Here is a 23,738-nt window from a genome sequence, read left to right as displayed (position 1 = left end):
ATGGAGGTCGTCATATGGGCGTGGAGCAGGTCATCAAACAGTTGAACGAGGTGTATTTAGGCAAAGAGGATGTCGTACGCCTCTGTTGTACCGCGTTACTCGCGGAAGGACATATTTTGTTAGAAGATGTTCCGGGTACGGGGAAAACGTTACTTGCCAAAACGATTGCAGCTAGCTTCGACGGCGCGTTTTCTCGGATTCAGTTCACGGCCGATTTGTTACCGTCTGACGTGATTGGCGCAGATTATTTCAACATGCAGACCCAGACGTTCGACCATCGACAAGGACCAATCTTTGCGAATATCGTCTTGATCGATGAAATTAACCGAGCGGTTCCACGGACGCAGTCTGCCTTGCTCGAGGCGATGGAAGAGCGGCAAGTCTCCATCGGGGGAGAGACATATCCGATGCCAAAACCATTTTTCGTCATCGCGACGCAAAACCCGATCGAATCGGCCGGGACGTTCCCGTTACCGGATGCCCAGCTCGATCGCTTCTTGATTTCAATTCCAGTCGGTTACCCTGATGTCGCGGAAGAACGGGAGCTCCTCTTGCAAGTCATGCGTCAAACACGGAAAATCGTAGAGGCGGTCGCGACGTTAGACGAGTTACGTCGCGCACAAGATCAAGTGAAGCAAGTATCGATTCAAGATGACGTTCTCGATTATTTACTCGGGCTCGTCCATGCGACACGAGAACACCCATCCGTGGAGGTCGGTGTCAGTCCACGCGGAGCCATCGCGCTCATGCGGGCGTCTCAAAGTTACGCCTATCTCCACGATCGATTGTATGTCATTCCAGAAGATGTGAAAGCCGTGGCACCTTACGTATTGGCCCATCGCCTGACGTTGACGCTTGAAGGAGGCATCAAATCGACGAAACAGGACATCATCCGTTACATCTTAGACACCGTTTCTGTTCCGGTCGAGGGTTGACGATGACGTTCTCGACACATAACGCCCTACAGAAACAATGGATCCCGGTCTACGGATTCGCTGGAGTGATTCTCGTATTCGTCCCGTACATGGAGGTTGTCGGGTATACGCTCTGTTTACTTTCGGGCATCGTCTGGTTCTTTGAACGGACGCGGAAACAGTTGGAACGAGCCCTTCGTCTTCATATACATACGCACGAGTCTCTTCTGTTCGTCGGGGATGAGACGGAAGTGCAGGTGATGCTAGACGGAAGTGAAACCGTCGAACGACTCGGTCTTCCCGTTCGTGTTCGCATGAAATCCAATACAGCGCTCAGCTTTCCGGACCACGACCGTTCCCCAAATAGTTTGGATATGACGTTACGGACGGATCAGGCCCGTCACTCGCTCCGCGTTCAGGCCGAATTTCGGGGACCGGCTTATATCGAAGAGTGTGTACTCGCTGTGACGCTCCCGTTTCATCTCGGGACGTATTTGCTTGAATGTCCCATTGAGAAACGATGGACGGTGTTGCCGTCCCTCACGTTACATCCTCCGGTCGGCACGAAACGATTGGCACTCGGTGACCGTCCTTTGACCGCATCACCTTTACGGAATCCACTTCAGGTTTTAGGGTCGAAGCCTTACGAAGGGGAACCGGTCAAGGAGATTGACTGGGTCGCCACGGCAAAGCTCGGGCGGGTCCAGTCCAAAGTCTTTCAAAAGACGTCGCTCGATACGTTCACGTTCGCAGTCGATTTGAGTGGGCCGTCCGGCTACACATTGCATCACGACTTCGAGTCGATCATCAGCCAAGTCGCGTACGTGACGACCCGACTTTTAAAAGAGGAGTGTAAAGTCGAGCTGTTCATCAATCGCTTCAATGGTGAAGGAAAGATGGAGCATATCTCCCTTCAGGAAGGGGAACGGGGGACACGCCTCATCCTCATGATGCTGGCCGACCTTCATCCCGGAAACCGCTTCATCTCGACAGACGCGTTCGTCCGAATGGTTGAACGGAAACGTTTGAAACAAAGCCATCTCGTCTGGTTCAATCAGCATAACCTGTACGACTAACAAGGAACTTTCCTTCTTCTGGCGAACTGTATCATACAGAGATGACCGAAAGGGAGAGATCCATATGGCAAAACGGAAGTATGCGAATCGACGAGACTGGGAGCGAATTTTAAAGAACCGTTATGCGCAAGAACGCGTTCAGACGGAACAGTTTTCCGGGGTGGTTGCCTTATTCCAAATCGATGAGGTTCGAGCGCCACTATATAAAAAACACAGAGGGGAAGAATTTATTGTGGCGGATGCCGGTTTTAGTTGGCTCCAATATTTCCCGGACAATGAACCATTCGGTGTGACGGCGATGATCAATCCGGAAGGTGAAATCGTGCAGTGGTATATCGACCTCGTCGACCGGATCGGCGAAGAGGATGGCATTCCGTATATGGACGACTTATTGCTCGATATTCTTGTGTTTCCGAATGGGGATATCGTCAAAAAGGATGAGGATGAGTTTGAAGAGGCGACCGAGAGTGGGGAGCTGACGCCTGAACAAGTCGAGCGGGGATGGCGTGAGTTCGAAGCTACGCTCGAACGAATCGAACGTGGAGACTTTGTCTACTTTGATTTGGCAAAAGGACATTACGAACAGTTAAAACAAAAGCTATGAGCCGATTCACTCTCTCTGCTACAGTAAGAGCGTAGAAGGGGGAGTTTTTATGAAACAAATTGAAATCGAGACGTGGGCACGACGTAAGCATTTTGAGTTTTTCAAATCGTTTGACGCACCGCATTTTAACGTGACGGCGAACGTGGATGTGACAAATCTCTATACATATTCGAAAGCGAGCAATCAATCGTTCTTCAAACTCTTTTTATACGGTGCAGTGAAAGCGGCGAACACGATTCCGGAATTGCGGTATCGGATCCGTGGAGAAGCGGTCGTCGAACATGAGGTGGTCCACCCATCGTTCACCGTCATGTTAGACGAGGATGTCTTCAACTTTTGTGCGGCTACGTTCCATGAGGATTTACCAACGTTCTTACAAGAAGTGACGATGCGGATGGAGCGAGCTGCCGATGAAGTCGTGGTTGGGGATGACGAGCCCGACGACTTACTGTATATCACGAGTGTGCCGTGGGTCACGTTCACAAGCATCATGCACCCGACGCATCAGCAACAACATGACAGCGTCCCGCGCATCGCCTGGGGCAAGTTTGAGCGTCAAGGAGAGCGTCTAAGGATGCCGTTATCCGTTCAAGCCCATCACGCACTCGTTGATGGCGTGCATATCGGCAAGTATTATGAAGCGCTCCAATCATGGTTAGACCAAGATTTCGCTCAGGAGGTGACCGACGTGACAGAAGAAAATGAGTTTAACCGAGCAGTACGTCTCCGTGAAGAGGGACAGCTCGAGCAGGCGAAGCAACTGTTCTTATCGCTCTTACGGAAGGATGAGAAGAATCCTAGACTTCATGCGTACTGTGCATGGTGTTATGACTCGCTCGGTGAAGAACGTCAAGCGGTACCGCATTATGAGCGGGCCATCCGACTCGGGTTGACCGGAGATGAGTTGGCGGAATCGTATCTCGGACTCGGTAGCACATATCGGGCACTTGGTCGATACGAGGAAGCGGAGCAGTTATTTGCAGAGGCAATCGAACATTTCCCGAATCATGGGGCGCTCAAAGTGTTTCAGGCGATGACTCACTATAACGTCGGCCGTCATGAAGAAGCGACGGGCGCGTTACTCGAGCTGCTTGCCAGTCCAAAACCGGACGAAAGCATCGCAAGGTACCGTCGTGCCATCGCGTTCTACGCACGGAATTTAAACGAAACGTATGAGTAAAGGAGAAGAATATGATTTCATTACGTCCGATCGATGCACAAAATTGGTATACATGCTGTCACTTGGTACTGAGTGAACAACAGCAAACATACATGGAGCCGAATGCGATTTCGTTACTTCAAGCGATGTACGAACCGACGTTACGCCCACGCGCGATTTATGAGGAAGAGACGATGGTCGGCTTCCTCATGTACAACACGAAGCCGGAAGAGTTGGATGCATGGTGGATTTACCGAATCATGATCGACCACGCTCATCAAGGTAAAGGAATCGGCCGACACGCGACAGAGCTGATGCTTGAAGAAATCGGAGAGGGGAAATCAATCGTTGTCGGGTATCATCCTGAGAACAAGGCGGCCCATCACTTATACGAGAGCTTAGGATTCGTTGATGAAGGACATCGATTCGGTCGTGAGATGGCCGTGATTCGTCGAAGCGAATAAGGCGGGGGGAATCCCGTCTTATTTTTTTGAATCAAATCGATTGACGGCAAAATCTTCACGTGATATATTTATCTCGAATTAAAGATATTTGAAATTAAGTTAATGCTCTCTTGGATAAAGGAGGGAGACAGATGGAACCATCTGATGCATTAAAAACGATTACCGTACTGTTGCGTGCCTCTCAGTCGCTTCAAGACCTGGTAAAACAGGAAGTGGCGTCGTACGGATTGAACGCGACCGAGTTCGCGGTACTCGAGTTTTTATATCATAAAGGGGATCAACCGATTCAAGTCATCGGAAAGAAAATCCTTCTCTCGAGCGGCAGCATGACGTACGTCGTGGACCGGTTAGAAGAGAAAGGATATCTCGTCCGAAAAGCTTGTCCGAGTGATCGCCGCATCACATATGCCGCATTGACGAATGATGGAGAACACCTGATGCAAGATATTTTTCCGAAGCACACGGAGCATATGAATGCATTATTTGAAGGATTATCTCTGACAGAAACGATTGAACAGTTGAAACAAATTGGGAAGCGGGCAGAAGCCGCAAAAAATTTTAATCATATATCTTGAAATCAAGATATAAAAGGAGAGAGAACGATGAACCACGTAAAAGGAATTCACCACGTCACGGCGATTACAAGTAGTGCCGAAAAAAACTATGACTTCTTCACCCATATTCTTGGAATGCGCTTAGTGAAGAAAACAGTCAACCAGGACGACATTCAAACGTATCACTTATTTTTTGCAGACGATAAAGGAAATGCCGGTACAGACATGACCTTCTTCGACTTCCCGGGTATCCCGAAAGGCAAGCACGGAACAAATGAAATCGCGAAGACGTCGTTCCGCGTGCCGACAGATGAAGCGTTGACATATTGGGTCCGTCGCTTCGACCGTCTCGGTGTCGAACATGAAGGGATTCAAGAACAGTTTGGGAAAAAGACGCTCTCGTTCATTGATTTCGACGAACAGGCGTATCAACTCATCTCGGATGAATTCAACGAAGGAATCGCATCAGGAGAGCCGTGGAAGAACGGTCCAATCCCGCTTGAGTACGCCATCACAGGACTCGGTCCCATCTTTATTCGAATTGCTGACATCACGTATTTCAAACAAGTGATGGAGCAAGTGATGCTATTTAAAGAGATCGGGCGAGAAGGTGATGTGTATCTCTTTGAAGGAGGTGAAGGTGGAAACGGAGCGCAAGTGATCGTCATTCATGACGAGACATCTCCACAAGCGCGTCAAGGGTTCGGTACCGTGCACCATGTCGCATTTCGTGTCGAAGACCGCAGCGTCCTCGATGAATGGACAGCACGTCTCCAACAGTTCGGTTTGCCGACTTCTGGCTACGTCGATCGCTTCTTCTTTGAATCGTCTTATGCGCGTGTCGCACCGCAAATCTTGTTCGAATGGGCGACAGATGGTCCTGGATTCATGGGAGACGAGCCGTACGAGACGGTCGGTGAGAAGTTGTCACTCCCGCCGTTCCTCGAAGCAAAACGTTCGCAAATCGAGGCGATGGTACGACCAATCGATACAGTCAGAAGCACGAAAACATTTGAGAAAGAATATGAGGGCATGAAATGAGTTTCTTGAATCGCTTATTTGGAAAATCAGATGAATCACAACATAACCAAGGAGGAACTACTATGTTAAACATCGGAATCTTACTCGGATCAACTCGTGAAGGTCGCGTCAGTCCACAAGTCGGGGAATGGGTGAAAGAACTCGCCGGCAAACGTGGTGATGCCAACTATGAAGTCATCGACATCGCAGACTACAACTTGCCGCTTCTCGGTGAAGCTGGCCAAGACGCATCAGGCGCAGCGGCCTGGTCGGAGAAAATTGCGCAAATGGACGGATTCATCTTCATCGTCCAAGAATATAACCATTCCATCTCAGCATCTCTTAAAAACGCACTCGACTACTTACGCGTCGAATGGAACAACAAAGCAGCTGGAATCGTCTCATACGGTTCTGTCGGTGGAGCACGGGCAACGGAGCATTTACGTGGCATCTTGAGTGAATTGTCAATCGCTCACGTACGTGTCCATCCTGCACTCTCCCTATTCACGGACTTCGAGAACGGAACGCATTTTGCACCGAAAGATGTGCAAGCACAATCGGTCAACGACATGCTCGACCAACTCCTTCCGTGGACAGAAGCGATGCAATCGGTCCGTACAAAAGCCGGAGAAGTTGCAAACAATTAACAAATCGCGAAGCCAGCCTGAATTCAGGCTGGTTTTTGTGCGTTTTCATGTTGATTGCGCTAAAGTGGAGAAGAATGGAAAGAAAGGAGGGATTCGATGGTGACACGAAAAATCATCGCGGCTTCCTGGACCGTACCACTCTATGCGCTTTTATTAAGCATCGTTGAATTTTCGCAACAAACCCTTATGGAAACTTCATTTTTAGAGAGCGTATCGGGGTTTCTTTTATTGTGTACGATTTACATGGCATATAGTTTTCCCATCATTTTGACATATGGTGTCGTGACATCATGGTTTAGCGATTGGGTCGCAAAGCGACTCAGTTCGGAGCGCATACAGTTGTTCACTTCGCTCGCTTTACATATTCTATTTGGACTCGTCTTGTCATGGCTGAGTCTCCTCGCAACCGTCTTGCTCTTCCTGATCGATTGTCGATTGATGAATCGGATGACCTTGACCAAACAAGCTGCTATCAAAAGTTTTTTCATCCCGATCGGGTGTTTGCTTGTCATGATGGGAAGCGTGTATCTGATTGGGGTCGTTCAAGATTTTTTCGTTCGATTCAACTCGATTTAGGGAAACGGACAAGGACAACCTTACATAAGGAGGGGTAACAATGAGATGGATGATATATGGTGCGAACGGATATACAGGGGAACTGATTGCCCGTCAGGCGGTCAGTGACGGATTGCGTCCGATTCTTGCGGGGCGAACTGGTCGGGAGATTCATCGACTCGGAGACGAGCTCGACTGCGAGACATCGATTTTCGCATTAAGTCGTGAGGCGGCAATCAAGGCGCTTTGCGATGTAGATTTAGTGCTTCACTGTGCGGGTCCGTTCACGGATACGAGTCAAGTGATGATCGAGGCATGTCTGGAAACGGGCACACATTACTTGGATATTACCGGGGAAATCGATGTGTTCGAATATGTCCATTCTAAACAACGGGCGGCTCAGGCGAAGGCACGTGGTGTCATTCTATGTTCTGGCGTTGGATTTGACGTCATCCCGACTGACTGTGTCGCACGAAAATTAAAGGAACTCTTGCCGGATGCGACATCACTCGCCCTTGGATTTTCGGCGGCAGGTGGCATCTCACCAGGAACGATGAAGACGGCTGTTCGTGGACTTGGATCGAGTAGCGTGGAGCGCGTGAACGGAAAGTTATCACCGTTCCCAATCGGGGCAAAACGCAGAACGATTGATTTTGGACGGGGAAGCCGTACCGCAATTGCGATTCCGTGGGGAGACGTTTCGACCGCCTACTATACAACGGACATCCCGAATATTACGACGTGGGTGCCAGTGCCGACAACGGCCGCCTATTTGGCACGCGTTTTGTCTTGGTTCAGTCCCATTCTTGGAAAAGAGGCTGTGCAGCAGCGATTGCTTCGTTATGTTGATGAGAACGTATCGGGACCGAATGAAGACGAACGTGAAAAAACCTCGACGTATGTTTGGGGAGAGGCGACAAATGAGGAGGGGCGCAAAATCGTCGTTCGCATCCAAACGGCGAGCACGTATGCTTTCACCGTATACGGTGCACTCGCCGTCGTCAATCGATTGCTCGGTTCCGGTCGGATGCTTGCAGGCAGTTTCACGCCGGCCATGTTGTTTGGATCACATTTCATCGAAGAGATTCAAGGTTCATCTTCTTTCACGATTGATGAGATTCGTCCATGAGCCGGGAAACGTGGGATTTACTAGACGAAAATCGGCAACCGCTCGGACGAACGCATTTTCGTGGGGATGAACTGGATCCGAATACGTTTCACACAGTCATCGAAGTATTCACATTTGATCCGGATGGTAAATTGTTACTCTCGAAGCGCCATCCCGATAAGAAGTATCCTCTTCTTTGGGAAGGCACGGGCGGCTCGATTTTAACGGGTGAGACGAGTCGACAAGGTGCGGTCCGTGAACTCCAAGAAGAATTAGGGCTAATCATCGACCCCGAACAGTTGCGTTTCGTGACGACAATCAAGCGCGGGACGTACTTCTTAGATGTGTATGTCTACACGAGCGAGCAGCCGATTGATGTAGATCAACTTTCCTTACAAATCGATGAAGTGGTCGATGTGAGATTAGAGGAGTGGGACACGGTGCTCGATTCTGTTGAACTCGTGCCTACTGTCAAAGAGCGGTTGATCCAGTACGGTCACTTGATTCGAACGTGATATGCTACACTCAACATGAAAAGCAAGGGAGGGAACAAAGTGAAACGTTTAGAATTGGCACGACGCATCGAAAGCATTAAAGCAGAGGGAACGTCTGCGTATATTCGACACCGCAAACAAACCCCTCCCTATGAAGGTGCGGAATTACACGTAGAAGGTAAGGGGCACGTGTTCAAAATGGGGAATATGAGCTTTGCGGTCGGATTCGGACTCAATCGACCGACAAGCTTTTACGACCTGCACCAGATGGAAAAGTGGGTGCGTGGAAAAAATGTGTCCCGACTACATATCGAAGTTTGTCCGTTAGCGGACGATTCCTTACTACGCTTACTGCAAGAACGTAACTATACGCTCGATCACTTTTTAGACGTATGGACGTTAGATCTCGCACAATATGACGAACCGCTTTCTTCGAATCAAGTGGAAAAGGTGCAAGATGAGACGCTCCATGAATGGGCGCACGCGATTGCGGCCGGATTTGCCGAATCTGGAACGATTCTTCAAGAGACGGTCGATACGGCGAAAGGATTTTATGCGCTACCGAGTAATCATGCTTATCTCGTTCGGGAAAAAGATGCCGTCGTAGCGGGTGGGATTCTCGCCACGCAAGACGGAATCGGGGAATTGTTTCTAACGAGTACCGTACCGTCTTACCGTCAAAAAGGCTATCAAACCCAACTCATCTTAGAACGAATCGCCGAGGCGAAAGCGCTTGGCTGTGACGTTCTGACCGTCACGACGAAGGTTGACTCAGCTTCAGGGCGAAATATGGAACGACTCGGGTTTCAACCGTTTTACCAAAAAGCGGTCATGAAAAGTCCGATTCTCAAATAAAAGTAGACCATTTCGTATGAAATGGTCTACTTTTTGATTACAAGAGAGATTCAGCACCGTCAACGTACACTTCAGAACCGGTGACGTGGCTTGACATGTTGCTCGCAAAGAATAAGACGACGTCAGCGACTTGTTTCGCGGCACCGGACTTTCCGGCAAGCGGTTGGTTGCCGAGCGGATACTCGATAGGAATGACGATTTCTTCGAGCAAGGCGTCATCTCGATTGGTCGAATCATCGATATTCGTATCAATGGCTCCAGGACAAATCGAATTTACGCGAATTCCGAATTGCGCGAGCTCGGCAGCTGCCATTTTCGCAAATCCGGTCTGACCTGCTTTCGTCGTCGCATAGCCACTGAAACCAAAGTTTTTAAAGTAGCGATTGCCGTTGATCGATGAAGTGATGATGATACTGCCACCATTCTCTTTTAAATGAGGAATGGCATGTTTGACGGTCAAAAAGGTTCCCGTCAGATTCGTCTCCACGACACCATTCCAGTCTTCAATGGACAAATGTTCAATCGGTGTGATAGTCCCGTTTCGTCCGGCGTTCGCGAAGACGATATCGATTTGTCCGAACCGTTCAATCGTCCGTGCATACGCTTCTTTCATCGCGGCTTCATCCGCAACATCCGCGCTGATTCCGATGGCCCGTTCCTCTCCGACGAGACTAGCGAGACGCATGGCATCCTCTTCATTCAAGTCGAGAATGGCGACTTTCGCACCCGCTTGAATGAAACGGATAACTGCGGCACGTCCAATACCAGATGCCGCCCCAGTGACGAGCGCTACTTTTCCAGATAGTAATTTATTTGAAATCAATCCGATCACTCCTTTATCATGACTCTTTCTCATATTCCACAGTTCTGAAAAAGTTACGCTTCATTTCAGAAAATCATGGCGATATGACTTCAATTGTCCGTGCGATGTTCAAGTTGGACTCCGTGGGGATGACCTCGATGGTGACGAGCTGACCGCTTTGTAATCCTTGTACGCTATTGACGATGCCCGTCACTTCGGTTTGGTCGTTAATTAAGATGACGCGCAGCGTGACTTCTTCTGAGGATTCGGTGGATTCAATCAATAGCTGAGGAATGTCGACCCGTTCAATTTGGCCTTCGACCACATTGTCATTCCATGTACTCATCCAATACATGACGATTAAAAAAAGACCGAGAAAGACTAGGGCAAAGGTTAACCGTGCACTCATGCGCAACCCACTCCTTCGTTGTCCGGCATCGCATCTTGTCTAATTTACCTTTACCCGGAAATTCTCTCATTACTTGAAAAAATAGTAGGAATCTCAAGAAAAATGGGGAATAGAAAGAAAAACGAAAAGGTGAGGTGCGGGCGAATGTGGATGATGGTTGCGGCACTAGGATTTGTTGCTTGTGTATGGATTACGTTTGGCTGGTTTACTATCGGCAATGCGGGGCGACGAGTACGTGGAGGGCTCTTGTCCTTAAGTATGACCTGTCTGTTTGCGCCACTTTTACTTGTGAAGCTAGGAGAACAGTACGGATTTATCGGGGTTCAAGTAGGGCTGACCGTTTTATTCGGCTTACTCCTAGGTGCCTTTTTCTTCGTGGCGCTCGGCTGGACGGGGCGACCGACGAAAGTCCGAAAAGTAAGAACATTATCGGAAGACCCTGATTTATTTTGAAGCCTGACTTACCACTCCTACGGTATAATGCGGTCATAACGATGTTTACAGGAAATGGAGTGGAAATGATGATTGCACCACCACAGTTAAAGAACGGAGATACAATTGGGATCATCACGCCTTCTTTTCCAGCACCCGTGCAGTTTGAGGAGCGTTATCAACGAGGGATTGATCAGCTTAAGCGTATGGGGTTCAAGGTGAAAGAAGGCACATGTACATATGAATCAGAAGGGTATCGGTCATCCTCCATTCAGAATCGAGTGAACGAACTGAATGCGTTTTTGCATGACCCTGAAGTGAAAGCGATCATCAGTACGATTGGAGGAACGAACTCGAACTCGTTACTCCCATATATCGATTATGAGCAATTAAGACGCCATCCCAAAATCATCATGGGCTATAGTGATGTGACGGCAATCTTGATGGCGTGTTACGCCAAAACGGGGGTTATCACGTTTTACGGACCGGCTGTCGTGCCGTCATTCGGCGAGTATGGTGGGATGTTCGAGAAAGGGTCCCAGTACGTACGAGATATCCTCAGTTTGGAGAAAACTGCCCCGTTCGATTTGGACGTGCCGAAAGAGTGGACCGAAGAGATGCTCGATTGGTCGACGCAGCAACGTATTAAAACCTTTCAACCGAATGAAGGATGGACAGCACTAAGAGATGGAAAGGCGCAAGGCACATTGATTGGTGGGAATTTGAACACGATGTCAGGATTCTTCAAGTCGGACTATTATCCCGATTTGAAGGGGGCGATTCTTTTTTTAGAAGACTCGTTCAAAACGATGGCTGAAGAAGAGCGTTCGCTCAGTATGTTGAAATTGTCTGGTGTATTTGATGAAATTTCGGGTCTAATGATCGGCAAGCATGAGCATTTCCAAGATCAATCGGCCCCGTTCTCGTTCAACGACTTGTTGCTTGAAGTCATCGGCGACACGGACATCCCTATTTTGACGAATGTCGATATTGGTCATACGTTCCCGTCACACGTCTTCCCGATTGGCATTCAGGTCGAATTGGATGCGACGAATGGAACGATCCGGTTTTTAGAAGATGGGGTGTCAGCATGAAAGAATACCTCACGATATTTGACGGAAATCATCAAAAACTTGGGGAGAAAGAGCGCGGACAGGTTCATCTAGACGGGGATTGGCATGAGACGTTTCACTGCTGGTTTTGGAAAGACCAACTTGTCTATCTACAGCGGCGAAGTATGGAGAAACAAGATTTTCCCGGGAAATATGACATCACCGCAGCTGGACATCTCGCTTCAAACGAGACGATTATTGATGGTGTTCGCGAAATTGAAGAAGAGCTCGGACTGTCATTGACGTTCGAACAGCTCACAGCTCTTGGAATATTTAAAGACGTGATTGAACTGGACGGGTTCCTCGATCGCGAGTTTGCACATACGTATTGCTACGCTTATCAAGACGAACCGCTCCGTTTTGACGACAGGGAAGTGATGGACGTCGTGGTTGTTCACAGGGACGAGCTGATGGCGCTCACGGAAGGACGATTGCGTACGATTGAAGGAAACTCCATCATGACGAATCATCTCGTTCACATCACACAAGCCGATTTAGTTCCGCATCGTCTGACGTATTGGCACCGTATATGTGAGGGGTTAGCACGAATCGATGCGTCAAATCGATAAAGAGAGAATTCGCTGCTCGCCAATCGGTCCACCGATTCGACGTCCGGTATCGACCCATCCGTTTGTCGTATAAAGTGTAAACGCCACATCATTTTTCAGGTTGACGGACAATACGACTTCACGGATATGAGGGAAATGCTGTTGTACAAACTTCGGAAGTTCTTGGAGTGCTGCTTTTGCGTACCCCTTGCCTTGATCTGCCTCATTGATGGCAAAAGCCGAGAAGAGCAGCGCATATGGTTCGTCCGTATAAGAAGCGACTCGTTCGTTGTCATGTAGTAAAAACATGCCGACGGGCTTCTGTTCGACGACAACAATCGGATGAACGCCTTCAGGAAGTGGGTCGTCATCCGTCGGCAAGGTGAACGTATCGAGAATCGGTCGATGCGTATCATTTCGATATTCTAATGAGATGTTCATAAGGCGTCTCCTTCTGGCTTTATTGATTTCATTCAGAAAAGGGGAATTATATGGCTACACAACTTACATATCGTCAAAACCCGCCTGTGCGAGATCTATATCGGGCGTTTTTGACTGGTTTTTCTGATTATATCATTCCGTTTCAATTCGATGAGCAGACGTTTGAAGACATCTTTCTCGTACGAGACCAAAATCAGCCGTCCCGTTCCATCGTCGCTTATGACGGGGAAGAGCCGGTCGGCGTCGTATTGAGTGGGATTGCATATCTCGATTCGGGATGGCAGACGCGTTGCGGCGGACTTGCTGTTGCCCCGCAAGCTCGGAAATTAGGCGTTGCGACCGAGTTGATGCAACGATTTGAAGAGGAAGCCAAAGGAACTCGTTTGCTTGAAGTAATTCAGGGGAACGATGCAGCGTTGTCGCTTTATCATCAACTTGGATATAAGAAGACACGTGAAATCTATTACTTTCAGGCGGTACCACTTGAAACGACTGCTCACATGACTTCGGAACCGATTCAAACGTTGTTCGACCGACTATACCCGACAGCTCAGCATGTTCCGATTTGGCAACGCGATGTGCGCGTGACTCAACAGGAGGCGGAACTTGTGAAAGTGATCGAAGACGAACGAGAAGGATTTTTGTTATACCGCGATCATGTATTGCTTGATGTTTTTGGTCACGCTGAAGATGCAGAATGGTTATTGCGCGCGGCTGCGACCCGATCCCCACTTCACCTCACTTTGACGTCCGACCGTCCTGAATGGATAGAAGCGGCACGCCGACTAGGATTTGTACAAGACGACATTTCGCAGTTTGAAATGGTGAAAGACGAACGATGAAGCGATTGTTACTTGTTTGTATCATCGGCTTGATGTTAGGAAATACAGCGACCATCATCGCGCTGACGACGAATCTCTCGCCAGGAACGGTGAATCTTTTATTAGCGGGTGGACTTGGATTGACCATCCTGTCAGTCATCGGCATCGTCCTTGCTGGATATTATACAAAAAAACGTAAGTGAAATCCTTGTGAAGTAATGCTTGAAAATATCACATCGTCCTGTCATGTATGACATGAAAATGAAAAACTTCATTTATTGAAATGTTTAACCCCCAGTGGTATATTCGCATATGTAGCTTTTTTGAAGTTCATGAATGTATCAATTTGGAGGGTTTATTATATATATGTGGAAACAACTGATCATGATAGCAGGTGTCGGCGTACTCTTGTTCCAAGGACAAACCGCATCTGCTAACGAAATGACCCCGCAAGACCTCGTTCAAACGGAGAAATCTGTCCAACAAACTACGAAACAAGTCAAAGAAACAAAACAAGCCATTCAAAAAATCCAGTCAAAGTTGGATGAAGTCAATCAAAACGCGGAAGTATTGCGTGACAAGATTGAAGGCACTTCTGAAGAATTAGAAGCGGTCGAAGCGGAACTCGTTCCGACAGAACAGTCACTCTTTGCGAAAGTCGTATCTTCTGTTCTACCGAGTGCGAAAGCGGAGGCTGCTGAAGCAGAGGAAGCGCATCAAGCACTCGTTGAGAAGAAAGAACAAGCGAACGAAACGCTGAAGCAGCTAAAAGAAGATCAACAACAGATTGAAGCGACACGTCAAGACGTGAAGACGGCATATGACGAACAGTCGAAACAATATAAGAAGCAAACGAATCAGTTAAGTGATTTGAAGAAGCAGTATGAAGCAATGGCCCCTGATCGGTTCTTGATGCCGGCAGAAGGACGCCTCTCGCAAGGGTTTGGTCCAGCAAGCGGACAGTTCGGATACACGTTCCACAACGGTCTTGATATTGCCGCTAAAACAGGTACACCGATTTACGCCGCAGAAGCTGGAAAAGTCACAAAAGTTAGCTCAAGTGGACCTTATGGAAACCATATTCAAATTGAGCATAACGTAGATGGCCAGAAATGGACGACGGTCTATGCCCATATGCATAAAGTCGATGTGAAAAAAGGTCAGACGGTGCGCCAAGGTGAACCGATTGGTCAAATCGGAAACACAGGCAACTCGTCAGGTCCACACTTACACTTTGAAATTCATAAAGGGAACTACAATTTCTCAGCTAGTTCAGCTGGAAATGCCGTCAATCCGATGAAAGTGGCACAGCGCCTTGGTGGTGCTTCTCCAGTGAAAGCAACGTTTTAATCAGACAGATGCCCTGAGCCTCGTAAACGAGGTCAGGGCATTTTTCATTGTTCGCGTGTCGGGTCGTGATTGCCTTCACTATCGGCAATCGTATCCGAACTACCGTAATCTTCAACTTGTGAAAAGGCGTCCGTCTTTTGACCGGGTTCATCTGTTCCGTCCAGTTCTTTGCGACGGGCCGTCTCGTTCGGGTTCAATACGTCTTCTTCGACCGGTCGATTGAGTTCATGTTCGTGCTCTTCTTCTTCCTGTGCACGAGCGTGTTCGATACATAACGTGGCTTCCGGGATGACTTCTAGCCGGTCGAGTTCAATGTCTTTCCCGCACACTTCACATTGACCATACGTACCGTTCTGGATGGCGAGTAGTGCTTTATCGACATCGCTCAAAAACTCTTCGTCGAGCTCGTTGAGCGCTTGGTCGCGTTCTCGTAAAAAGAGTTCTTCACCGGAATCGGCCGGGTGATTATCGTAATGAGAGAGCTCGCCTTCATCATACGTCTCTTCTCGGCTATCCATGTAACCTTCTGTTTTGGCTTTCTCTTTCAATAGACGTTTTTTAAACGTTTCGATTTGTTCTGCAGTCAACATATTGATTCACTCTCCAGTTCTCAAGTCATTAATATAAGGTTTCCCATTTTATATGCGCACAAACCTTTTGACGTGGAATCCATCATGTCGAGAGGGGAAAAGGGTATGATGACAATAGAGCATATGGATTTTAGTGAGGAGGAACGAATCATGCGAAAAGTCGAAGTGGTCGCATATCATCCGGAGTGGAAGCACCGATTTGAAGAAGAGGCAGGGAAGTTGAGCCGATTGTTTGAAGGAGAGCTCGTTGCGATTCATCATATCGGGAGCACCTCGGTCGAAGGACTCGCGGCGAAGCCAATCATTGATATGATGCCTGTCGTACGGGACATCGAACGAGTTGATGCGTATACGGAACGGATGGAAGCGCTCGCCGCTATTTTCGAAAAGGCGAAGAGGAGCGGACAGTTCACGTACATGTGTTTGAAGAAGGGAATCCAGATGTCTTGAGACACCTCGCCTTCCGGGATTACTTGCGTACATTCCCTGAAGTGCGCGATGAGTATGGAGAGTTGAAGTTGCAGCTCGCAGCGCAACATCCGGAAGATATGGAAGGCTACATCCAAGGAAAACATGAGTGGATCATCGAAACGGAACGACTGGCGACGAAGTGGTATAAAGAAAATCATGGCGTGTGAAACCTTTTTGTGGAAATCGTCGTATAATACATCAAACCTTGAAGGGGGAGATCTCATATGAAATGGTTTTTTGGAAAATGCGTGGAATACTCCTTGGCTGCACTCGTATTCGTCGGGTTATTCTTCGTCCTCCGGATGATCGCTGGGGATACAGATAAAGGGTATATGTTGACGTTACTCGGTTCATTTTTTCTTGTGTTGCCGATTTCGCTTCTTATGGGTTACTTCTTGGCCCGTCCGCTTCAACGTCGCCTAGAAGGGAAAGGGACTTCGACTTCGAAAGAGCATACGTTGCATGGGACTGAAAAACCACATGGTGTAGTAGAAGATCGGAATCACACAGGATTTAGCGGTTGATGGATAGCGTGTTCGTCTCGACAACGGATGCCCGGCTCATCGCACGATTGAACCGTTCCATTCATGAGCATCATGTTCGCATGAATTCAGATTACTTTGCGGAATATGAGGAAGAGAAGATGTATGAAGCCTTTTTGACGCTGATGGGGAAACCGGGTCATCATTTCATGGTGCTGGAAGTAGAAGCAACCCCTGTCGGCTACATATGGTTCGAGGAGAAAGTGAGTGAGGCGACCGCGTTCCGTCAAGCCGTCCGAGCCGTGTATGTGCATCACATCAGCATCGATACGATGTATCAACGCAAGGGATACGGACGACGCATGATGGAGTGGATCGAGCAATGGGCACGTGATCACCAATTCAAGTCGATTGAGTTGGACTATTGGATGATCAACAGCGAAGCGGCCTCTTTTTACGACGAGCTTGGATTCGTTCCGAAGCGTCAGATTGTCATGAAAGCATTGGGGGAATGAGCAAATGGAATGGATCACAATTGGATTAGGAATTCTCGGGGTACTTTCATTGGGTTGGTTCTTTTATAGTTACTGGCTCGGATATAAAGGGGGAAATATCGTCATGACCCTCGATGAGCATTACACGAAGTTAGAAGAATACGTGCCTGCCATTTTGGCGAAGCTATATGAAGACGGCAAGGCTGCCCACTACCTTGGGGACCGCAAGTTCGAAGTCGAAGGTAAACGTTACGTCCTCGTTGAGCGTACTGTACCTATCGGTCACGTTCCGACACAACAAACCGTACTACAACCGGAAAAATGAACGAAAGGGAGCTCTCGCAAATTGAGATGCTCCCTTTGTTTATTTGACGGCTGGAGGGCCGAAGCCGCCGCTGTGATAGTCGCGGAAGGCTTGGCGAATCTCTTCTTCGGTGTTCATGACAAAAGGACCGTGCGCGATATACTCTTCCCGAATCGGCTTTCCCGAATAGATGAGGACGCGTGTGCGGCTTGTCGCTTGGAGGTGAAGGCTACTCATCGCATCGGACGTTTCATCAAACGTCAGTGTCGCCACATCCGTCTTATCGAGCGGGGTACTGGACGTCCCGACTTCAACAGATCCTGCTAGGACATACAGGAAGCTGTTATGGTTCGCGGGAAGGACATGTTCGTACGCACTCCCTTTTTTCAACCATATTTCGGTCATCGTGATTGGAACGAGACTCTCCATCGGTCCTTTCACACCAGCGATTTCGCCAGAGTAGACACGAAGCTGCCCACCGTCAATCAGAACAACCGGCGCGTCTTCGACATACACATTTTGATAAGAGGTCGTCGTTGTTTTTAGTGACTTCGGCAAATTCAACCACAATTGAAGGGTATGGATGAGGTCATCATCGACGGCTTCCTCAGCGTGGCGAGCCGCCCATCCGGCATTCATATATTGGACATCACCGGCATCTAAAATTGAATGTCCTCCATGATTGTCAATGTGTTCGAGACGCCCGTCGATGACGTATGTGATCGTCTGGAACCCACGATGTGGATGATCGGAAAACGTTCCTCGTTTGAACCAGTCTTCGGCCATCAAAATGAAGGGGTCGAACGCTTCTTTTTGTTCAGGGGGTAATACCCAACCTTGTTGAACGTGCGGATATCCGTTTTGGCGATAGTTGACGCGCCAATGCTTTTTGACATCTCTAACAAATGAATTGGTCATAACACTTCACTCCTTTCTCTTTTTATCTTCCCAAAAAACGTTTTCGTTAGGGTCTAATTTGCCTTATGGATATGCAAAAAAGGCAGATGCGCTTGGCATCTGCCGAATCAACTATTGTCTGTGAACAGGTTATGCCACTTGATGGCGTCCTCACGTAACAGTTTGAAGTGGGCCCCCGTCTCCGCATTCGTTACGTAGACATCGTTCCCGTCATAACTCACGTCAAACGTTTGGGCACATACACCTTGAAACAGTGTCAGATAAGGAACGGGTGCAGGTGTTCCTGCGTGAGATGTCGCATTCGCCTGTTCAATCGCACGGAAGAGAAAGTCTACTTCTTCTGTTCCGACATGCTGTAAAAACGAGGCGTCTTTTGACTCTGTACCGAGAAGCGCTAACTCATGAAACAGGGCATGGCGTTCACCGCTTAACGTTTCATGAATCTGTTTATTCAATTCCTCTCCATCCATTAATTCTGGTTGATGATACGTGATGGAGACGAGCTGACGGTGCGCCGTTCCGTCTTTCATGTACGTAAAACTATACAGTGGATAGCTGTGTCCGGGTATAAGAACGGATGGCAATTGAGATGCTGCCTTCGCACCGAATACCTGTGACATATGACCATCTTTCGGTCGTAAGACCGTTTGATAATCGTTTTGATCTGAACTGGTGTAAATCGCATATTGTAACGTATCATCCGATTGCTCTGTCCCGAGACCTACTGACAGATAAGGATGACGTGATGCATCAATCGGAATCATCAGACGCTCTTCTCCTTCTGACGATGTCAATGTCAGTTCAAATTCTCCGTTAAACGGCATCGTGATATGGAAGAGGGTATGTTCGATTCCGGTTCGTTCTGGATAGGGCTCATTACCTATCGGCTTTTTCATCTCTTCAGCAAAATGGTCATATTCATGTGGTTCGGCAGAGCGAATCTTCGCGATATCTGGATAAGAGTCTGCTGTATATTGGACATCATGTAAGCTTTCAGGAAGATTGTTTGTTTTGGTGACATACGTAATCGAGTCTAGCTGACATTGTACATACGATTCATTATTGACTGTAAACAATGTGGCCGTCGGGAACGCGGATGATGTGGCGACATCTGTTAAGGGCTGTGTCAGCGTGACTGTTCCAAGCCAACGTCTCTCGCCGCTCGGAATTGTCGAAACTGCATTATCTGGTTGACACAATTCGATGATCAATGCGCGATCAGATTCTGGCATTTCGATTTGTTGTCCATTCGGTAACAAGGCACGTCCTTGATAATATTCTGGGGCAGGTTGGAGTCGGAGTGCGCGTTCTTCCTCGCACCCGAATAAGAAAAATAGGATGACGAGGGTACTGAAAATCAGGTACTTTTTCACATCGGTACTCTCCTTCGATGAATCACTTTCACCATTCTAGCACCATTTTTTTGTGACTTTAGTCTTAGGAAAATTAATGTGTTATTTTAAAAAAAAATGAAAAAACCCGTCCAACTTGAACTGGACGGGGGATAAAACCATTTATGTTTTATTTTTACTTTTAACCTTTTTTGCCGTGTCGATTTTTGACGAAAAAACGTTGATTTGAAGCAGATTTGAAAAATAAAAATTTTTCGTCTAAATCATCAGATTAGAATCCGATGGGATTTATTTGATGAAGTTCCCTTCAATCAACATCTCGCCCGCGTGCTGCCTTCAAAATTTCGAACCATTCTTCACGTGTAAGATCGATTTGAAGTGCGTCGACACCTGTTTGAACGCGCTCGATTTTTCCTGATCCGATGATTGGCATAATGTTCGCAGGGTGTTTGATGAGCCATGCATACACAATCGAATCGATTCCGCTCGCATTGTGCCGTGCGCGAATCTCCTCGAGTTTTTCACGAAGAGGTGCGTACTGTTCGTCTTTGAAAAGCTGACCTCCTGCGAGTGGGCTCCAAGCCATGAGTGGCATCCGTTTTTCGTGACAAAGATCAACCGATCCATCTTCGAAATGCTTCAATTGCATTGGAGAGAGTTCAAGTTGGTTCGTCACGAGTTGGAACGGGAGACGTGATTGAAGCAAGTTCTGTGTAGACGGTACGTGGTTGGATACACCGAATTCACGTACTTTCCCGCTATCACGCAACGTAATGAAGGCCTCGGCCACTTCATCCGGGTTCATGAGCGGATCTGGGCGGTGAATCAATAATGTATCAATGTGATTGATGGCGAGTTCTTTTAACGAACGCTCCGCTTGCGCGATGATATGTTCTTTTGTCGTGTCATAATAGTTGAGCGTTTGACCCGGATTGAATGATCCTGTCAATTTGATGCCCGTTTTTGTGACAATCTCCATTTGGTCGCGGAGTTCAGGCTTTAGTTTTAACGCTTCCCCAAATAATCCTTCACATGTATAACCGCCATAAATATCTGCATGGTCAAACGTCGTGATACCGAGTTCGAGACATTGTTCGATGAACGTGAGCCGTTCCTGTGGGGTCATATCCCAATCAGCGAGTCGCCACATTCCATGGATGACGCGTGAGAATGATAATTCTTCTGTTAAAGCGATGCGTTGCATAATAACTCCTCCTTGGTTGTCAGTCGCTTTTCATTATACGTCTTCAAAGAAAGCGCGTCACTTGCCACCTCTCGAGCAGTTTTAACGTCAAATGAGCTTGTATACGCTATGATGATAAAGAAGAGAAACAGGAAAGAGGCGTGACAGATGAGTGACTATAAACCATATGCGGACGTCACCTTCGAACGGGTGGGTGACTCGTTTCAGGTAGTGGCGATGCACCCCGAGCTTCAGTTACACGGGATTGGACGCAGTGCGGCCGTGTTTCGTTTAAAAGAAAGGGACCGCGTCATTAAAGTGTTCTTTCCGGGATACGAACAAATCGCAATCGAAGAGGCAGCCATCTATGAAAAGCTAAAAGGGCTTCCTTATTTTCCGACTTGTTATGAAGCGGGTGACTCTTATTTAGTCATAGATTACATCGAAGGGAAGACGCTGTTTGAGTGTCTGACAGAGGGCATCTGGATTGACCCGTCTTATATCGAAATCGTGGACGAAGCACTTCGTCAAGCACGGTTGTTAGGATTGACCCCATCGGACGTCCATTTGCGAAACATTATTTTGACCCCGAACGGACAGATTTTCTTGATTGATTTGGCACGCTTTAGACAAGGACAACAAATCGACCATCAATGGGAAGACTTGAAGCGAATGTATCGTCTCTATCGTTATCGTTTCATGCCGAAACAGTATAATGAGGCCTTACTTAATCGAATCGCTTATCTTTCTTTTGTCGATTAGGGAACATGAGTAACGTGTCCAAATCCAAAGGAGAAGTGAAAGGGGAATGACGAATGGCTCATCGAATCTATGCGAATGAACTCGAAACACTCCACGAATGCGTGGAGACATGTAATGATTGCTTGGAATCCTGTCTAGAGGAAAAAGATGTACAGATGATGGTCGATTGTATCCGGCTCGACCGTGAATGTGCCGCGGCCTGTGCGTTTCTCGCCGAGGCAATGACGCGTGATTCGGCATTTGTCCCAGAACTTGCTCGAGCGTGTGCGGTCATCTGCAAAGCCTGTGCACAAGAGTGTGGGAAACATAAACACGCGCATTGTCAGGAATGTGCACGCGTCTGTGCAGAATGCGCCTCGATGTGTGACCGCCTAGCAGCATAATCTGAGTGACTGGTCGATGGGACCGGTCACTTTTTTCGTGTCTTTTGAAGAGGGGATTCGTATAATGAAAAAAACGAGAAGTAGGTGTTGGTATGATTCGCAACTGTCGGCGAGACGATCTTCAAATGATTTTACATATTTATAATGACGCAATCGTGAACAGCACAGCCGTCTATCATTATGAACCGGTGACGCTCGAGAACAGGATCGCCTGGTATGAAGAGAAGAAAGAACAAGACTGTCCGATCATCGTGTGGGTCGAGGATGATGTCGTCATGGGATTTGCGACGTTTGGGCCATTCCGCCCGTGGCCGGCTTACCACTACACAGTCGAGCATTCCGTGTACGTACACCCTGGCTATCGCGGGAAAGGAATTGGCAACAAATTATTAAAGGAAATCATCCGTATCGCAGAAGCGAGAAGGATGAAGACTGTGATTGGTGGAATTGATGCGTCGAACGTGACGAGCATCCGTGCCCACGAAAAAGTTGGATTCGTACATTCAGGAACGATTCGAAATGCCGGATATAAATTCGGAAAATGGCTCGATTTATCGTTTTATCAACTCGATTTAGAAGGTCCTGCGTCACCTACGGAAGGATGAACCGTCTAGAAAGGGTGCCCCTCCATACGATATACTGAAACGAGTGAATCGAATGGAGGAAAACGTATGAACGAGTACCCGAATTGCTTAAAATGCCAATCGTCTTATGTATATGAGGACGGTCCACTGCTCGTCTGCCCGGAGTGCGCCTATGAGTGGTCACCGAGCGAGGCAGCCGAAGCGGAAGCCGCGTCTCAAATCAAAGACGTGAACGGAAATCCACTTCAAGATGGAGATACTGTCACTGTCATCAAGGATTTGAAAGTGAAAGGCACATCGCTTGTCGTCAAACAAGGAACGAAAGTAAAAGGGATTCGACTTGTGGACGGTGACCATGATATCGACTGTAAAATCGACGGTCTAGGTGCGATGAAACTGAAGTCAGAGTTTGTGAAGAAAATTTAACATAACGTCAGACTGTCGACGAATTGGGGTGTGAAATGCGCCTTGGTTCGTCTTTTTTGTAAACTTTTGTTTATCGTAATGATGTATGTAATCAAGGTAAGGATGTAAATGAACTCTTAGAATGATTGGAATGGTAAAAAATAGTATGTGCCTTATGTAGATATGAGATGATGATGATGAAGGCATTCTAAATCGAAAAAGAGGAGGAAGACATTTCGTGGGACAACGATTTGTATTGAAGTCAAAACAGCATATGAGTGGTGGAATTATAAAAATTGTCGTGGATAGCTATACAGGCGTTCACTATTTGATGACTAGCGGCTTAGGATTGAGTGGAATGACGCCTCTCTTAGATGAACATGGAAAAGTCGTCATTGAGAAGCCGAAATCGACTTCGTGAAATCGTGGAGTGTGGAGTATAGAA

The 23,738-nt window shown here is 47.7% G+C and carries 33 protein-coding genes and 1 pseudogene; 27 read left to right on the top strand and 7 right to left on the bottom strand.

The window, feature by feature from the left end; all coding sequences use genetic code 11:
- Positions 1-14 precede the first annotated feature (14 nt).
- The 12 genes from ON063_RS08615 to ON063_RS08560 all read left to right on the top strand — a co-directional run bounded on the left by ON063_RS08615 (position 15) and on the right by ON063_RS08560 (position 9,450).
- On the top strand, positions 15-935 hold the full coding sequence (locus ON063_RS08615) for an AAA family ATPase (protein ID WP_274664864.1): 921 nt from the start codon (positions 15-17) through the stop codon (positions 933-935).
- Positions 936-937: 2 nt separating this feature from the next.
- Positions 938-1,990, top strand: coding sequence for a DUF58 domain-containing protein (locus tag ON063_RS08610; RefSeq protein ID WP_274664863.1), 1,053 nt, complete (start codon positions 938-940; stop codon positions 1,988-1,990).
- Between the two features lie 64 nt (positions 1,991-2,054).
- Entirely contained in the window at positions 2,055-2,594 is a 540-nt protein-coding gene (locus ON063_RS08605; RefSeq protein ID WP_274664862.1) for a DUF402 domain-containing protein, read from the top strand.
- Positions 2,595-2,643: 49 nt separating this feature from the next.
- Positions 2,644-3,774, top strand: a complete 1,131-nt coding sequence (locus ON063_RS08600; RefSeq protein WP_274664861.1) for a tetratricopeptide repeat protein — start codon at positions 2,644-2,646, stop codon at positions 3,772-3,774.
- Between the two features lie 11 nt (positions 3,775-3,785).
- A complete protein-coding gene (locus ON063_RS08595; RefSeq protein WP_274664860.1) occupies positions 3,786-4,217 on the top strand; it encodes a GNAT family N-acetyltransferase in 432 nt (143 codons plus the stop codon).
- Positions 4,218-4,348: 131 nt separating this feature from the next.
- The gene (locus ON063_RS08590) at positions 4,349-4,792 is read left to right on the top strand and encodes a MarR family winged helix-turn-helix transcriptional regulator (RefSeq protein ID WP_274664859.1); all 444 of its coding nucleotides are present in this window, start codon (positions 4,349-4,351) and stop codon (positions 4,790-4,792) included.
- A 27-nt stretch (positions 4,793-4,819) separates the two neighbouring features.
- Positions 4,820-5,812, top strand: a complete 993-nt coding sequence (locus ON063_RS08585) for a ring-cleaving dioxygenase (protein ID WP_274664858.1) — start codon at positions 4,820-4,822, stop codon at positions 5,810-5,812.
- The gene (locus ON063_RS08580; protein WP_446719128.1) at positions 5,809-6,438 is read left to right on the top strand and encodes an NADPH-dependent FMN reductase; all 630 of its coding nucleotides are present in this window, start codon (positions 5,809-5,811) and stop codon (positions 6,436-6,438) included. The genes ON063_RS08585 and ON063_RS08580 overlap by 4 nt, the downstream gene beginning before the upstream one ends.
- A gap of 96 nt (positions 6,439-6,534) precedes the next feature.
- A complete protein-coding gene (locus ON063_RS08575) occupies positions 6,535-7,014 on the top strand; it encodes a hypothetical protein (protein WP_274664856.1) in 480 nt (159 codons plus the stop codon).
- 40 nt (positions 7,015-7,054) lie between these two features.
- Positions 7,055-8,122: a saccharopine dehydrogenase family protein gene (locus ON063_RS08570; protein ID WP_274664855.1), complete on the top strand. Its 1,068-nt coding sequence runs from the start codon at positions 7,055-7,057 to the stop codon at positions 8,120-8,122.
- Positions 8,119-8,616, top strand: coding sequence for an NUDIX hydrolase (locus ON063_RS08565; RefSeq protein ID WP_274664854.1), 498 nt, complete (start codon positions 8,119-8,121; stop codon positions 8,614-8,616). The genes ON063_RS08570 and ON063_RS08565 overlap by 4 nt, the downstream gene beginning before the upstream one ends.
- 39 nt (positions 8,617-8,655) lie before the next feature.
- On the top strand, positions 8,656-9,450 hold the full coding sequence (locus tag ON063_RS08560) for a GNAT family N-acetyltransferase (RefSeq protein WP_274664853.1): 795 nt from the start codon (positions 8,656-8,658) through the stop codon (positions 9,448-9,450).
- A 37-nt stretch (positions 9,451-9,487) separates the two neighbouring features.
- Here ON063_RS08560 and ON063_RS08555 read toward each other — a convergent pair whose 3' ends face one another.
- Together ON063_RS08555 and ON063_RS08550 are read right to left on the bottom strand one after the other, a co-directional pair.
- On the bottom strand, positions 9,488-10,273 hold the full coding sequence (locus tag ON063_RS08555; RefSeq protein ID WP_214695037.1) for an SDR family oxidoreductase: 786 nt from the start codon (positions 10,271-10,273) through the stop codon (positions 9,488-9,490).
- Between the two features lie 73 nt (positions 10,274-10,346).
- A complete protein-coding gene (locus ON063_RS08550; protein ID WP_274664852.1) occupies positions 10,347-10,661 on the bottom strand; it encodes a hypothetical protein in 315 nt (104 codons plus the stop codon).
- Positions 10,662-10,805: 144 nt separating this feature from the next.
- Here ON063_RS08550 and ON063_RS08545 point away from each other — a divergent pair, with 144 nt between their 5' ends.
- From ON063_RS08545 to ON063_RS08535, 3 genes are all read left to right on the top strand, one after another.
- The gene (locus ON063_RS08545; RefSeq protein ID WP_214744984.1) at positions 10,806-11,114 is read left to right on the top strand and encodes a hypothetical protein; all 309 of its coding nucleotides are present in this window, start codon (positions 10,806-10,808) and stop codon (positions 11,112-11,114) included.
- A 68-nt stretch (positions 11,115-11,182) separates the two neighbouring features.
- Positions 11,183-12,187 carry a S66 family peptidase gene (locus ON063_RS08540; protein WP_274664851.1) on the top strand — a complete coding sequence of 335 codons (1,005 nt, stop codon included), beginning with the start codon at positions 11,183-11,185 and terminating at the stop codon, positions 12,185-12,187.
- Positions 12,184-12,774 (top strand): NUDIX hydrolase, encoded by a 591-nt coding sequence (locus tag ON063_RS08535; RefSeq protein WP_274664850.1) that lies wholly within the window; start codon positions 12,184-12,186, stop codon positions 12,772-12,774. The genes ON063_RS08540 and ON063_RS08535 overlap by 4 nt, the downstream gene beginning before the upstream one ends.
- On the opposite strand, the gene ON063_RS08530 is transcribed toward ON063_RS08535, so the two are convergent.
- A complete protein-coding gene (locus ON063_RS08530; RefSeq protein WP_274664849.1) occupies positions 12,763-13,194 on the bottom strand; it encodes a GNAT family N-acetyltransferase in 432 nt (143 codons plus the stop codon). The two genes, ON063_RS08535 and ON063_RS08530, sit on opposite strands and share 12 nt — an antisense overlap.
- 50 nt (positions 13,195-13,244) lie before the next feature.
- Between ON063_RS08530 and ON063_RS08525 the strand changes: the two genes are divergently transcribed.
- From ON063_RS08525 to ON063_RS08515, 3 genes are all read left to right on the top strand, one after another.
- A complete protein-coding gene (locus ON063_RS08525; protein ID WP_274664848.1) occupies positions 13,245-14,036 on the top strand; it encodes a GNAT family N-acetyltransferase in 792 nt (263 codons plus the stop codon).
- Positions 14,033-14,218: a hypothetical protein gene (locus ON063_RS08520; protein WP_274664847.1), complete on the top strand. Its 186-nt coding sequence runs from the start codon at positions 14,033-14,035 to the stop codon at positions 14,216-14,218. The genes ON063_RS08525 and ON063_RS08520 overlap by 4 nt, the downstream gene beginning before the upstream one ends.
- A gap of 163 nt (positions 14,219-14,381) precedes the next feature.
- Positions 14,382-15,365 (top strand): peptidoglycan DD-metalloendopeptidase family protein, encoded by a 984-nt coding sequence (locus ON063_RS08515; RefSeq protein WP_274664846.1) that lies wholly within the window; start codon positions 14,382-14,384, stop codon positions 15,363-15,365.
- Positions 15,366-15,409: 44 nt separating this feature from the next.
- On the opposite strand, the gene ON063_RS08510 is transcribed toward ON063_RS08515, so the two are convergent.
- Positions 15,410-15,955, bottom strand: coding sequence for a TraR/DksA C4-type zinc finger protein (locus tag ON063_RS08510; protein WP_274664845.1), 546 nt, complete (start codon positions 15,953-15,955; stop codon positions 15,410-15,412).
- A gap of 84 nt (positions 15,956-16,039) precedes the next feature.
- Between ON063_RS08510 and ON063_RS08505 the strand changes: the two are divergent.
- The 4 genes and pseudogenes from ON063_RS08505 to ON063_RS08490 all read left to right on the top strand — a co-directional run bounded on the left by ON063_RS08505 (position 16,040) and on the right by ON063_RS08490 (position 17,727).
- Positions 16,040-16,593 (top strand): annotated as a pseudogene (locus tag ON063_RS08505) (GrpB family protein).
- Between the two features lie 57 nt (positions 16,594-16,650).
- Positions 16,651-16,950, top strand: coding sequence for a hypothetical protein (locus tag ON063_RS08500; protein ID WP_274664844.1), 300 nt, complete (start codon positions 16,651-16,653; stop codon positions 16,948-16,950).
- Complete coding sequence (locus ON063_RS08495) at positions 16,950-17,423, top strand: GNAT family N-acetyltransferase (RefSeq protein ID WP_274664843.1); 474 nt, start codon at positions 16,950-16,952, stop codon at positions 17,421-17,423. Before ON063_RS08500 ends, ON063_RS08495 begins: the two co-directional genes overlap by 1 nt.
- A gap of 4 nt (positions 17,424-17,427) precedes the next feature.
- Positions 17,428-17,727 (top strand): hypothetical protein, encoded by a 300-nt coding sequence (locus ON063_RS08490; protein ID WP_214759938.1) that lies wholly within the window; start codon positions 17,428-17,430, stop codon positions 17,725-17,727.
- A gap of 39 nt (positions 17,728-17,766) precedes the next feature.
- Here the strand turns inward: ON063_RS08490 and ON063_RS08485 are convergent, their stop codons facing one another.
- From ON063_RS08485 to ON063_RS08475, 3 genes are all read right to left on the bottom strand, one after another.
- Positions 17,767-18,624 carry a pirin family protein gene (locus tag ON063_RS08485; RefSeq protein ID WP_274664842.1) on the bottom strand — a complete coding sequence of 286 codons (858 nt, stop codon included), beginning with the start codon at positions 18,622-18,624 and terminating at the stop codon, positions 17,767-17,769.
- Between the two features lie 107 nt (positions 18,625-18,731).
- A complete protein-coding gene (locus tag ON063_RS08480; protein WP_274664841.1) occupies positions 18,732-19,997 on the bottom strand; it encodes a hypothetical protein in 1,266 nt (421 codons plus the stop codon).
- 286 nt (positions 19,998-20,283) lie between these two features.
- Positions 20,284-21,180 carry an aldo/keto reductase gene (locus ON063_RS08475; protein ID WP_274664840.1) on the bottom strand — a complete coding sequence of 299 codons (897 nt, stop codon included), beginning with the start codon at positions 21,178-21,180 and terminating at the stop codon, positions 20,284-20,286.
- A gap of 147 nt (positions 21,181-21,327) precedes the next feature.
- On the opposite strand from ON063_RS08475, the gene ON063_RS08470 reads away from it, so the two are divergent.
- The 5 genes from ON063_RS08470 to ON063_RS08450 all read left to right on the top strand — a co-directional run bounded on the left by ON063_RS08470 (position 21,328) and on the right by ON063_RS08450 (position 23,714).
- Complete coding sequence (locus tag ON063_RS08470; RefSeq protein ID WP_274664839.1) at positions 21,328-21,921, top strand: protein kinase family protein; 594 nt, start codon at positions 21,328-21,330, stop codon at positions 21,919-21,921.
- A 53-nt stretch (positions 21,922-21,974) separates the two neighbouring features.
- Positions 21,975-22,304, top strand: coding sequence for a four-helix bundle copper-binding protein (locus tag ON063_RS08465; protein ID WP_274664838.1), 330 nt, complete (start codon positions 21,975-21,977; stop codon positions 22,302-22,304).
- 92 nt (positions 22,305-22,396) lie between these two features.
- On the top strand, positions 22,397-22,909 hold the full coding sequence (locus ON063_RS08460) for a GNAT family N-acetyltransferase (RefSeq protein WP_274664837.1): 513 nt from the start codon (positions 22,397-22,399) through the stop codon (positions 22,907-22,909).
- Between the two features lie 66 nt (positions 22,910-22,975).
- Complete coding sequence (locus ON063_RS08455; RefSeq protein WP_274664836.1) at positions 22,976-23,314, top strand: zinc ribbon domain-containing protein YjdM; 339 nt, start codon at positions 22,976-22,978, stop codon at positions 23,312-23,314.
- Between the two features lie 217 nt (positions 23,315-23,531).
- Positions 23,532-23,714 (top strand): DUF6440 family protein, encoded by a 183-nt coding sequence (locus ON063_RS08450; RefSeq protein ID WP_074035494.1) that lies wholly within the window; start codon positions 23,532-23,534, stop codon positions 23,712-23,714.
- Positions 23,715-23,738 lie beyond the last annotated feature (24 nt).

The sequence above is a fragment of the Exiguobacterium sp. B2(2022) genome (assembly GCF_028823655.1).
Lineage (GTDB): Bacteria > Bacillota > Bacilli > Exiguobacteriales > Exiguobacteriaceae > Exiguobacterium > Exiguobacterium aestuarii_A.
The sequence above is the reverse complement of the archived record's forward strand: the minus strand, read 5'-3'. Positions and strand labels throughout refer to the sequence as shown.